The sequence below is a fragment of the Arthrobacter sp. GCM10027362 genome (genome assembly GCF_042679445.1).
In the GTDB taxonomy this organism is placed as follows: Bacteria; Actinomycetota; Actinomycetes; order Actinomycetales; family Micrococcaceae; genus Crystallibacter.
Map to the genome: position 1 here is coordinate 26,324 of NZ_JBHTML010000016.1, position 11,908 is coordinate 38,231.

Annotated in this window: 8 protein-coding genes, 2 pseudogenes and 1 riboswitch; of the genes and pseudogenes, 6 read left to right on the top strand and 4 right to left on the bottom strand. The window is 67.0% G+C overall.

What is annotated here, in order from left to right:
• Window positions 1-51: 51 nt before the first annotated feature.
• Window positions 52-119: riboswitch (guanidine-III (ykkC-III) riboswitch) on the top strand.
• Window positions 120-128: 9 nt separating this feature from the next.
• Window positions 129-443 (top strand): DMT family transporter, encoded by a 315-nt coding sequence (locus tag ACFQ36_RS04915; protein ID WP_377011204.1) that lies wholly within the window; start codon window positions 129-131, stop codon window positions 441-443.
• 155 nt (window positions 444-598) lie between these two features.
• Here the strand turns inward: ACFQ36_RS04915 and ACFQ36_RS04920 are convergent, their stop codons facing one another.
• Window positions 599-1,546: a heme o synthase gene (locus ACFQ36_RS04920; protein ID WP_377011206.1), complete on the bottom strand. Its 948-nt coding sequence runs from the start codon at window positions 1,544-1,546 to the stop codon at window positions 599-601.
• A gap of 356 nt (window positions 1,547-1,902) precedes the next feature.
• Here ACFQ36_RS04920 and tkt point away from each other — a divergent pair, with 356 nt between their 5' ends.
• The 5 genes and pseudogenes from tkt to ACFQ36_RS04945 all read left to right on the top strand — a co-directional run bounded on the left by tkt (window position 1,903) and on the right by ACFQ36_RS04945 (window position 7,714).
• Window positions 1,903-4,020 carry a transketolase gene (tkt, locus tag ACFQ36_RS04925; RefSeq protein WP_377011208.1) on the top strand — a complete coding sequence of 706 codons (2,118 nt, stop codon included), beginning with the start codon at window positions 1,903-1,905 and terminating at the stop codon, window positions 4,018-4,020.
• A 392-nt stretch (window positions 4,021-4,412) separates the two neighbouring features.
• On the top strand, window positions 4,413-4,721 hold the full coding sequence (locus ACFQ36_RS04930; RefSeq protein WP_377011210.1) for a hypothetical protein: 309 nt from the start codon (window positions 4,413-4,415) through the stop codon (window positions 4,719-4,721).
• A 177-nt stretch (window positions 4,722-4,898) separates the two neighbouring features.
• Window positions 4,899-6,385: pseudogene (gene pyk, locus ACFQ36_RS04935) on the top strand (pyruvate kinase).
• A 42-nt stretch (window positions 6,386-6,427) separates the two neighbouring features.
• Window positions 6,428-6,703 (top strand): annotated as a pseudogene (locus ACFQ36_RS04940) (HPr family phosphocarrier protein); the annotation flags it as partial.
• Between the two features lie 870 nt (window positions 6,704-7,573).
• Complete coding sequence (locus ACFQ36_RS04945; RefSeq protein ID WP_377011213.1) at window positions 7,574-7,714, top strand: hypothetical protein; 141 nt, start codon at window positions 7,574-7,576, stop codon at window positions 7,712-7,714.
• 36 nt (window positions 7,715-7,750) lie between these two features.
• On the opposite strand, the gene ACFQ36_RS04950 is transcribed toward ACFQ36_RS04945, so the two are convergent.
• The 3 genes from ACFQ36_RS04950 to ACFQ36_RS04960 form a co-directional block, all read right to left on the bottom strand.
• The gene (locus tag ACFQ36_RS04950; RefSeq protein ID WP_377011223.1) at window positions 7,751-9,928 is read right to left on the bottom strand and encodes a glycogen debranching N-terminal domain-containing protein; all 2,178 of its coding nucleotides are present in this window, start codon (window positions 9,926-9,928) and stop codon (window positions 7,751-7,753) included.
• Window positions 9,929-10,772: 844 nt separating this feature from the next.
• Window positions 10,773-10,976: a hypothetical protein gene (locus tag ACFQ36_RS04955; RefSeq protein WP_377011215.1), complete on the bottom strand. Its 204-nt coding sequence runs from the start codon at window positions 10,974-10,976 to the stop codon at window positions 10,773-10,775.
• A 155-nt stretch (window positions 10,977-11,131) separates the two neighbouring features.
• On the bottom strand, window positions 11,132-11,908 hold a 777-nt coding region (locus tag ACFQ36_RS04960; protein WP_377011217.1), incomplete at its 5' end, for a GlxA family transcriptional regulator.

Here is an 11,908-nt window from a genome sequence, read left to right on the forward strand (position 1 = left end):
GCAGGTGATGGGGCTTACGTTGCCGCCCGCCACCGGTTGTGAGACCTTGGAAATGAGCCCGGAACACGGGTTTCCCGGACGATGGGTGCCGTACCCGGTGTGCGACAAGACGGCCCGTGGAGGCTGTCATGTCATGGTTCGTCCTGGTGCTGTCCGGTGTGCTCGAAGCGGTGTGGGCCACCGCGCTGGGCAAGTCCGAAGGCTTCAGCCGGCTGGGTCCGTCCGTGGTGTTCTTCTCCGCCCTGGCCGCCAGCATGGCGGGGCTGGCCTATGCCATGCGGGACCTGCCGGTGGGCACCGCCTATGCGGTGTGGGTGGGCATCGGCGCGGTACTCACCGTGGCCTATGCGATGGTCACCGGCGAGGAGCCGGTGTCGGTGCTGAAGCTGGTGTTCCTGGTGATGATTGTCGCCGGTGTGGTCGGGCTCAAACTTTCCCGCTGAGGATGCGATAACGGCACACCGGTGCACCGGACAGGTCCCGGCCGCCTCCCGGCCTCTCTGACGGTCTTGGCTGGTTTGGGCCGGGGCACAGCCGGCGGAACGACCGGCGCCGTCGCCGCGCTGTATGGCTGGAGGAATCGGCTGTGGCCGGTTGGCTAGGCGAACACAGGGGCCCCGATGAACGGGTCCACGGCCAGGGCCAAGAAGAGCACGGTCAGATAGCTGATCGAGCCGTGGAAGACGCGCATGGCCACCTTGTTGGAGACATCCCCGGCCTTGGCCCGGTTGTACAGCAGGTGGGACTCGTACAGGAACCAGCCGCCGCTGAGCACGGCCGCCACGGTGTACACCCAGCCGGCGCCGCCTACCGGGACCAGCAGGAGCGAGCAGGCAACCGTGGCCCAGCCGTACAGCACCACCTGGGTGGCAACCACCCGGGCTCCGGCGATCGCGCCGAGCATCGGCACGTTCGCCGCGTTGTAGTCGTCGCTGTACTTCATCGACAGCGGCCAGTAGTGCGGCGGGGTCCACAGGAAGATCACCATGAACAGGATGAACGCCGGCCACTCGACCTTGTTCGTCACCGCGGCCCAGGCGATCAGCACAGGGAAGCAGCCGGCGGCCCCGCCCCAGATGATGTTCTGCGCGGTGCGGCGCTTGAGGATCAGGGTGTAGATCACCACGTAGAAGAAGATGGCGCCGATGCCCAGCAAGCCGGCCAGCGGATTGGCCCCGAACCAGAGAATGGCAATCGACAGCGCGCCGAGCAGCCAGGCGAAGACCAGCGCCTCGCGCGGGGTGACCTCGCCGGTGACCAGGGGACGGTTCTCCGTCCGGTGCATCAGCTTGTCCATGTCCCGGTCGATGTAGCAGTTGAACGCCCCGGCCGAACCCGCGGCGAAGGCTCCGCCCACCATTGTCGCCAGGATGAGCCCCAGGTCCGGAAAGCCCCGGTGGGCGAAGATCATGGTTGGCAGCGTGGCCACCAGCAGCAGCTCGATGACCCGTGGTTTGGTGAGCGCCACATAGGCCTTGAGCTTGCGTGAGAAACCGGGACTTCCCGGGGCTTCGGCGAACGGTGCCGGGGCGCTCTGGATGTTCAAAGGAATACCACTCAGTTCTGCGGGTGACGAGTTCTGGCCAGCTGCCACGCCTGGCTGGACGGCGGCGCAGCCTGGGGAGGGCGTAACGCACCACCATCATACGCTCTATCCGTCGTAGAAATCCCGTTTGACGCACCCGCGCCGCTGCGTGCGGACACCAGGGACGTAATCCGTCCGCCTGCAGTCTACGCGGGCGGCCCCACGCGCTATGGTGGACATGAGCGCCGCGCTTATCGTGACGGCCGCATAGAACCTAGGCGAAATTCGTACAGCCGCAGCCGCCCCGGGCGCTGACTCGGATTTACTGCAGTCCTGCTGGCCGAACGATCAGAGAGGGGCCCTGGAAAGTGCCACAAGTGGAAAAAGCGGAACTGGCATGGTCGGAGCTGGACCGGCGCGCGGTGGACACCATCCGCGTGCTGGCCGCGGATGCGGTGGAGAAGGTGGGCAACGGCCATCCCGGTACCGCCATGAGCCTGGCCCCGGCGGCGTACCTGTTGTTCCAGAAGCTGATGCGCCATGACCCGGCCGAGCCGGAGTGGATCGGCCGCGACCGGTTCATCCTCTCGCCCGGGCATACCTCCCTGACGCTGTACATCCAGCTGTTCCTCTCCGGCTACGGGCTGCAGCTGAAGGACCTGCAGCGGCTGCGGACCTGGGGGTCGCTGACCCCGGGCCACCCGGAGTACCGGCATACTCCGGGCGTGGAGATCACCACCGGTCCGCTGGGCCAGGGCCTGGCCTCGGCCGTGGGCTTCGCCTACGCGGCCCGGCGCACCCGCGGCCTCTACGACCCGGACGCCCCCGCCGGGCAGAGCCCGTTCGACCACACCGTCTGGGTGATCGCCTCCGACGGGGACCTGCAGGAGGGCGTCACGTCCGAGGCATCCTCGCTGGCCGGGCACCAGGAGCTGGGCAACCTGGTGGTGCTCTACGACGAGAACCACATTTCCATCGAGGACGACACGGACATCTCCTTCACCGAGGATGTGCTCGCCCGCTACGAGGCCTACGGCTGGCACACCCAGCGGGTGGACTGGACCAGGACCGGCGAATACGTCGAGGACGTCGCCGAACTCTACGAGGCGCTGGCGGCGGCCAGGGCCGAGACCTCCAGGCCGTCCATCATCGCGCTGCGCACCATCATCGGCTGGCCGTCCCCGGGCAAGCAGAACACCGGCAAGATCCACGGTTCGGCCCTGGGCAAGGACGAGGTGGCCGCGCTCAAGGAGCGCCTGGGCTTCGACCCGGCCAAGACCTTCGAGGTGGCCGACGAGGTCCTCGAGCATGCCCGGCTGGTCATGGACCGGGGCCAGGCGGCCCGCGCGGAGTGGGAGACGGCCTACAACGCCTGGCGCGCGGCGCATCCGGAGAACGCGGCGCTGCTGGACCGGGTGCAGAACTTCGAACTGCCCGAAGGCTGGGCGAAGGCCCTGCCCGTCTTCGAACCCGGCAAGGACGTATCCACCCGGGCCGCCTCGGGCAAGGTCCTCAATGCCATCGGCCCGGAGCTGCCCGAACTCTGGGGCGGCTCCGCGGACCTGGCCGAGTCCAACAACACCACCATCGAGGGCTCGCCCTCGTTCATTCCCGCCTCGCGCCAGACCAAGGCCTGGTCCGGGAACCCGTACGGGCGGGTACTGCACTTCGGCATCCGCGAGCATGCCGCGGCGGCGATCGTCAACGGCATCGTGCTCTCCTCGCACACCCGTGCCTTCTCCGGCACGTTCCTGATCTTTTCCGACTACCAGCGCCCGGCCATCCGGCTCTCGGCCCTGATGGGCGTGCCCTCGATCTACGTCTGGACGCACGACTCGATCGGCCTGGGCGAGGACGGGCCAACTCACCAGCCGGTGGAGCAGCTGTCCAGCCTGCGTGCCATCCCGGGCCTGGACGTCGTCCGCCCGGCGGATGCCAACGAGACGGCCCAGGCGTGGAAGGCCATTCTGGAAAACCACGAGCACCCGGCCGGGATCGTGCTGACCCGGCAGAACATTCCGGTGTTCGATCGGGGCGACGGCGGTTTCGCCTCCGCCGACAACGTGGCCAAGGGGGCCTACGTGCTTGCCGAGGCACGGGAAAACGGCGCCGCTGCACAACCGCGGGTGATCATTATGGCCACCGGCTCCGAGGTGCAGCTGGCCGTCGAGGCCCGCACGGTGCTGGAAGCCGACGGCATCCCCACCCGCGTGGTCTCGGTGCCGTGCCTGGAATGGTTCGACCGCCAGGATGCCGCCTACCGCGAGTCCGTGCTGCCCTCCGCGGTGAAGGCCCGGGTCTCCGTCGAAGCCGGCGTGGCCCAGAGCTGGCACCGGCTGCTCGGCGACGCCGGACGCGCCGTGTCCCTGGAGCACTATGGCGCCTCCGCCGACTACAGGACGCTGTTCCGCGAGTTTGGCATTACCACCGAGGCCGTCGTCGAGGCGGCCCGCGAAACCCTCGCTGCCAGTAACGTAAACCCACAAGCCAGATGAGAACCGGCTGGTAGAAAAATAACCCGGCCGGCGAAGGCAGCCTCTGCCTTATTTATCATTGCGAGAGCTGTCTTTTGTCCCAGGAGTCCTCGAAAGGAACTATCGAACCAACGGTGCATCGGCGTTCTCCCCGCCGGGGGTAAGTCTGGCGGGGAGGAGCCAGATATCGCCGCAACACTTGAGGACGTGCTGCGGCGCTTGGCTTCAACCGGCGCCAAGAGTACCGGACGAGTCATGGGACGAGCCGTGGCGTTTAAGGTCTGCCATAAAAGCGTTCGCTTATCCCTTTCAGCAACCGATCCCGCCAACCGCCAACTACTAAGCAAAACGCTGAACACAGCGTCAGCGAAATGGTCCCTGCCGGCACCCGGCCCCACGCCCTAAGGACAAAAATGACCGTTCACCAATGCGACAACTGGAACCGCCTCGTCGGCTTGTCTGTTGAAATACGCCATAAAGGCGACACTGTCAGAACAGGCATAGTAGAAGATGCCATGCCGGACGATTCAGCGCTTTGGCTCGCATCCGACGGAGCTGAGCCGCGGACCATGTTTGAGGCTGCGCTCGGCCATCAGGTATGGGTGGAGTGCCGGGAGCTTACGGGCACCGATCGTTTCCGGATGACGGACCCCGAGCTCTTCTTCAACGATCTGGGAACAGATTCAGACGGGCCCCTGCGGCCATCTGCCGGAGACGGTTAGGAGCAACCCTGCCCCCGCCAGCAGCCTCCGGAAAATCACCGTATCCAGCCGATGAAGCAGGCAGGCTGCCCGCCCTCGCGGCGAGGAACTCCAGCGTCTGGCGGGGGCGGCACCGATATCGCGGCAGGACGTACCCTTCCTAACGCCGCCACCGAATACTTGCGACAGGAAAGATCATTGAGGCGTGCGAAGATTGTGGCGACGTTTGGGCCGGCGGTGGCCGGGCCGGAGCGGACGCGGGCGGTGCTGGCGGCCGGGGTGGATGTGGCGCGGCTGAACATGAGCCACGGGGACCATGCGGTGCATGAGCGGACCCTGGCCGATGTGCGGGCCGCGGCGGCGGAGCTGGGGAAGCCGGTGGGGGTGTTCGCGGACCTGCAGGGGCCGAAGATCCGGCTGGGCCGGTTCGCCGACGGCCCGCACCATCTGGCGGTGGGCGACACGTTCACGATCACCGCCGAGGAGGTGCCGGGCACCAGGGAGATCTGCTCGACCACGTACAAGGGCCTGCCCGGGACGTCAGGCCCGGGGACACTTTGCTGATCGATGACGGGAAGGTGGCCCTGCGCGCGGTGTCGGTGGATGCGGTGAGCGTGGCTACCGAGGTGGTGGTGGCCGGGCGGGTGTCCAACAACAAGGGAATCAACCTGCCCGGGGTGGCGGTGAACGTGCCGGCGCTGAGCGACAAGGACGAGGCGGACCTGCGCTGGGCGCTGGCGGCCGGGGTGGACATGGTGGCGCTGTCGTTCGTGCGCAATGCGGCCGATATCAAGCGGCTGTACGAGGTGATGGACGAGGCCGGGCGGCGGGTGCCGGTGATCGCCAAGATCGAAAAGCCGCAGGCGGTGGCGGCCCTGGAGGAGATCATCGACGCGTTCGACGCGGTCATGGTCGCCCGCGGGGACCTGGGCGTGGAGCTGCCGCTGGAGGAGGTGCCGCTGGTGCAGAAGCGGGCGGTGGAGCTGGCCCGGCGCTGGGCCAAGCCGGTGATCGTGGCCACCCAGGTGCTCGAGTCCATGATCGAGAACCCGAGGCCGACCCGGGCCGAGGCCTCCGACTGCGCCAACGCGGTGCTCGACGGCGCGGACGCGGTGATGCTCTCCGGGGAAACCAGCGTGGGCGAATACCCGGTCGAGACGGTGGAGACCATGGCCCGGATCATCGAGTCCACCGAGGTCCACGGGCTGGAGCGGATCCCGCCGCTGGGCTCCCGGCCGCGCACCCGCGGCGGGGCGATCACCCGGGCGGCGGTGGAGATCGCCGACCAGCTGGACGCCCGGTACATCTGCACCTTCACCCAGTCCGGGGACTCGGCCCGCCGGCTCTCCCGGCTGCGCCCGCTCAAGCCGATGTTCGCCTTCACCCCGCTGGAATCCACCCGCAACTACATGGCCCTGATCTGGGGCATCACCCCAGTGCTGGTGGATTTCGCCTCGCACACCGACCAGATGACCGCCCAGGTCGACCGGTACCTCTTCGATGCCGGGCTGGTCGGGCTCGACGACCTGGTGGTCATCGCCGCCGGCTCCCCGCCGGGCACCACCGGGTCCACCAACAGGGTCAAGTTCCACCGGGTCGGGGACCTGGCCGACGCCGGGCACCGGCCCCCGCGCGAAAAGGTCGGCCTCTGGCCCCACGAGGACAACCGCCCGATAACCGGCTGATACGGCCGCCATGAGGAACCACGATAAGAATCAGGAGGATAGGTGCCGGAGCGAACCGTAACCGTCGCCAACAAATCGGGACTGTATGCCCGACCGGCAGCCCTTGTAGCCCATGCGGCCGGGGAACAGCCAGTGGTGGTCACCATTGCCCGGAAAGGACGGTTCGATGAAGAGCCCGGGAATGCATCCAGCATTTTGGCATTAATGCGTCTCGGCGCTGCCCGCGACGATGTGCTCATTCTCCGGGCCCATGGAAAAGGCGCAGAGGAAGCCCTTGAACAGGTGGCGCGGGTCCTTGAAACGGACCACGACGCCGAAGGCGCCACCGCTAATCCGAAGCCAGCGGCATCCCTGGCTGGACCTGAGACCGCCGGCCTGATGAGCACCGATCCGGTTGCCGTGCCCCGCCCAGACCCAAGGCCTGTGTATCCCTCGAAGTCCTCGGCGCTGCCCGGGGCTCCCGGCACTCCGGTGACGCTCTTATCACCTTCAACGCCAGCACGGATATTGGAGCAGACTTGATGTGGCCGACTACGGGACAGCTATCCGGACCACGCGCAGGCCGGCACCAGTTGGCGGCGGTGACGGGAAGCCGCTGCCCACTAAGCGGGATTTGGGCGCCGCTCGGGGAAGGGACCTCAGTACGCCCGGTTCTGGAGGGCAGCATGATGCTGGCCTTTCGCAATTCCCCAGTGGAATGGAGACTGGTCGAGGTAGGCAAGGGGCTAGGAAACCTTGATGTACAGAGGTGAAGAGCGGACGCCCTGTGGAGGCGATGGAACGCCGGCTGGCGGAGAGCAGGGTTCCCCGCGCACATCAACAGTGAAAGCCGTGCCTGCTCACCGGCAGGAGCGAGTCCGTAGCGGCGGAACTGGCTGACCTAGTGCCCGTGACGGCCATCGTCTCCGTCTCCGGGATCAACTACCGCAGAAGTCCAACGGGTTGGCAGCATCTACATGGAGCATGCATTCTCAGGCACCTCGCGCCAACTCCACCTCGCGCGGCTGGCCGCCATTGCCGGACAGCTTCAGACAGCGAGGAAGGAGAAGGAGCGCGCCGAGCGGCGATTCCGGTAGGACGTTGCCGAGGCTCTGCGCAGCGGCCAGGCCGATGTGTCTCGAATTGCCGAGGTGGCGGCAGTGACGGTGGAGTGCGTACGCACCGCGCGGAGAGCCGCTGCTTCTAAGAATGCCTCCTCCCACAAAAGAGCCGGGTGAGCTCATTGATCAGGTGCTCGGGGCCACCGCGGAGATCTTGGGGAACCCCACGCACGGCTACACGCTGCGGCTGATCAGCGCCATTCCCGGCTGGCAGGTGCTGGCGGTCTGAGGGCTGGACTTCCGGCCCGGCGAAGGTTGCTCGCTGCTACGAGCCCCGGCTTTCGGACCGCTGCCTGCGGCGGTGATCGGCCTGCTCCACCAGTTCAGACATCCATGGACGGTGCCCCTGGTGAAGCGTCATCCCTTCAGGGAGTCCTTGGACGGCAGGGACGGAATTGGCAATATCAATGGTGATGCGGCCACCGCCCAGGGGAGCGTTGGTGATGTGCAGGTCCCCAAAGGACGGAGGAAGAACCGGATCCATCCAGACGCCACCGGCTGAAACGACGGGGTCATACCGCATCAGGCTGGTCACCAGCTGTATCGGCGCGGTCGCCGCCCAGGCCTGCGGCGAGCACGCCGTCGGATACGGGACGGGCGACGCGAGTTGCTCCCGGCTGAAACCGCAGAAAAGCTCCGGGAGCCGGCCGTCGGAGTACTCGGCAGCATCCATCATGCCGGTGGCAATCCGCTGCGCCTCGGCGACAAAGCCATAGCGGAGGAGCCCGGCCGCGACGATGGCGTTGTCGTGCGGCCACACCGATCCGTTGTGATAGCTGGCGGGATTGTAGGCGCCCATGTCGCTGGCCAGGGTGCGCACGCCCCACCCGCTGAACATTTCGGGAGACATCAGCCGTTCGGCCACCTGGGGTGCCTTGTCCTCGTCAATGAGGCCCTGCAACAGGCAGTGGCCCATATTCGAAGCGCACCCGTCCACCTGCCTCTTCTTACCGTCCAGGGCAATGGCGTAGTACCCGCGTTCAGGAATCCAAAATTGCTCGTTGAACTGCTTCTTCAGCCGAGCCGCACGATCTGCGAGTTCATTCCCCAAAGCCGTGTCCCCGGCCTCGTACGCCAGCCACGCGCGCGAAAGGTAAGCGACGTACACGTAGGCCTGGACCTCGCAGAGCGCGATTGGCGGCTCGGCCAGGGCGCCGTTGGCGAAGTTGATTCCGTCCCAGGAATCCTTCCAGCCTTGGTTGATCAGCCCCTGGTCATTGAGGCGTTCGTACTCGACGAAGCCGTCGCCGTCCTTGTCCCCGTATTTCATAATCCACTCGAGCGCACGGTCCGCATGGGGCAGCAGGGCGGCGATCGTGTCGGCGGCGAAGCCCCAGCGGCTGACCGCCCCGAGCACCATCAGGAACAGGGGAGTGGCATCCACGCTGCCGTAGTAGGCTGATTTGCCGCCCAGGGACAGCCCGCTGGAAACGTCGAGCCGGACCTCATGGAGGATCTTGCCCGGTTCCTCCTCGGTCTTGAGGTCCACCGCGGATCCCTGGTGGTCGGCCAGGGTCTGCAGCGTGCCCAGGGCCAGGGACGGGTCCACCGGCATCGCCATGACTGAAGCCCACAGGGAGTCTCGACCGAACAGGGTCATGAACCAGGGCGCCCCGGCGGCCACCACGACGCGTTCAGGATGGTCGGGGTCCTCGATCCGAAGGGCTCCCAAATCGTCGTAGCTGCGGCGCAGGGTCCGTTCAACCGACCGGTTGCCCATCTGAAGGACCGGAATCTTCGCCACCCACTCGCGCCGGCGGCGGTCCCGTGGGGACAGCCCATCTCCGTCAGAATGGATAAATGCCGTCGCCGAATCGCTTCCCTCGGTGCTGGGCAGCACGGTCAAGGCTGTGCTCCAGTGTCCGTGCGAGGGTACTGTTGCCCGGTACGTCACCGCATCCGCCGAAACATCCGCACCGGGGGCTTGGACCACCACGCCCTTCCGGACGTCCTGCCATGCCGCCCGAATGGTGAGCGCACCGCCGTCGGCCTGCCGGCTTTCATCCCAGCGCCGCAGGATCCGCGCCTCTTTCACCTCGAAGAGGTCCGCAAAGTCCGCCCCAATTCTCAGCGCGATGACGCATTCGACCGGTTCGACGGAGAAGTTTCGAATGGTGACATGCTCCTGGATGCCGGCCCCCACTTCCCGCAGCCGCTCAACAATCAGTGGACTGTCGCTGTAGCCGTCAGAGCGGGGAACCCGCCCAACAAACAGCGCCCGGTACGGCTCCTTCGTTTCGGCCGCCAGCGGCTCAAGCGTCAGGCCATCAACCGTCAGGCTCCAGCCCGAAAGGATGCGGGCGTCCTGCACAAAGAGACCATGCGGGTGATCGGCACTGATGTCCCCGTTTGGCAAGGAAATGCAGAAGGATGATCCCTCGACCAACGTGACCGTCCCGGCCCCCAACGGGCCCGCCGCCGTATCAGCATTCCACCCAGCCATCGCGGCCACCTCCGAGCAAATAGCAACAGCGTGCAGTTCGACGCTACTCTTGCTCGCTCCCCCTAGCTAGGCCTCGACGCGGACAGCAATTACGCCGGGATGGCCCCGGATTCCGACTGGACGGCCCGCGTCATCTTCCGGCTGGTCTCGCGCTGCAGCCCGCAGAGGGCGGCGAGCAGTTTCGCTGCCGTCGTCTCGGGGCCCGGGCCTCGTCCACGACGGAAGGCTTTGAGGCAAGTCCGTGACGCCGGTATCGGTTTCCCGCTGCTCTGCTTCGCCCACTGGATGCAGGTTGCATACGTACGTAGACCAAGGGCCGCCATACCTGTCATCCTGCATTTGGCGGACCCAAGCCACCTTTGGATCTGTTTTTCAAACTGCCCGATATAGCGGCGGATCCTGGTTCGAGGCCCTGGAATCGAGCCAACGGCGACGAACAGATGAAGTTCCCTGCCAGTGGTCCGGAGCTCGGCGATCGCAACGTTTTCACGTTTGAGCTCTTGGTCGCCTTCCAAACCTTGACCGGTGTATCGGAAGTGGGTGCCGTTTTCGGCCCAACCATCCAAGCCATAGCCGCGGTATTTGGCCGCTTCCGGGTCTGAGAAACCAGGATGAATCTCGAACCTGCCGGGGTGGCAATCCCTGGGTGCTCCCACGGTAGATCGCTTTGATGTCCTCCCGAGTCCCCTCGAACCCGACGGACGCGACCCACTCACTCGTCTGCCTGAGTCGAGGGTATCCAAGAACCACAAAGCCCTCTCGCCATTAGCGTTTCTTCTGCATATCCGATCTGCTGGCGGCAGTCCTCGTATCCGCTTCAACTCGTTTTCGCCGATAACCGCGACTATGTCCGAAGCGATGCGGTGCATCCGCCGGTCCCGCCGCCGGCACGCGATGTCGTCCAGGGGAAGGGGGCGACCTCCTTCCCGAGCTCCCGGACGGTTTCCTCAACGGGCCCGGACGCCGGCGCGGCAATGAGGATGAGGTCGTCCACGCCGGACTTCTTCGTTTCGGCCAGGTTGGCCAGCGGGCTTTTCTGCCGCTTCACAGGCCGCGCTGGACCCGGCCGGGACGGGGACATCGGCGGGCAGGCCGGCCGCGGCGGGCCGGTGCGGCCGATTGATCCCCGGCGGGCACACGCAGCTTCCTGCCGTGTCCTTGGCGCCGTCCGCGGACGTCCGGGATGTCCCGCGGGTACCGGCCTCAGGGTGTTCGGGACGGCCTGGTGGTGGTGAACCGGTTGCGGTATTCGGTCGGCGTGGTGCCCAGGTGCCGGGCGAAGGCGCGGCGGAGGGTCTCGTCGCTGCCGAACCCGCTGTGCCGGGCGGCCGCGGTGATGCTGTGGCCCTCGAGCAGAAGTTGCCGGGCCCGGTCGAGGCGGACCCGTTCGACCCAGCGGGCCGGCGTGGTGTTCAGCTCGGCCTGGAACAGGCGGGTCAGGTGCCGGGGACTGAACGCCGCCGCCGCGGCCATGGTGGACAGGGTGTGCCCGGCCGCCGGATCGGCGTGCACGGCGGCGGTCAGTGCCCGGAGCAGGCTGCTGCGGGCCGGCGGTGTCTCCAGGGCGGTGGAGAACTGGGACTGCCCGCCCGGGCGCTGCATGAATACGACCAGTTCCCGGGCGATGGTCCGGGCCGCGTCCGCTCCATGGTCGTCCTCCACCAGCGACAGCGCCAGGTCGATGCCCGCGGTGATGCCCGCGGAGGTGATGTACCGGCCGTCGCGGACGTGGATGACATCCGGCTCGACGTGTACCCGGGGATAGCGGCGGGCGAGGGTTCCGGCGTGCCGCCAGTGGGTGGTTGCCCGGCGGCCGTCGAGCAGGCCGAGCTCGGCGAGCACAAAGGCGCCGGTGCACACCGAGGCGACCCGACCCGCCCGTTCGGCGAGCGTACCGACCGTGCCCAGCAGCTCGTCGTCGGGGGCAGGCCCGGTGAGCCGCTCGGCGACGGCGACCTCCACCGTGTCCAGGGGCCCGGC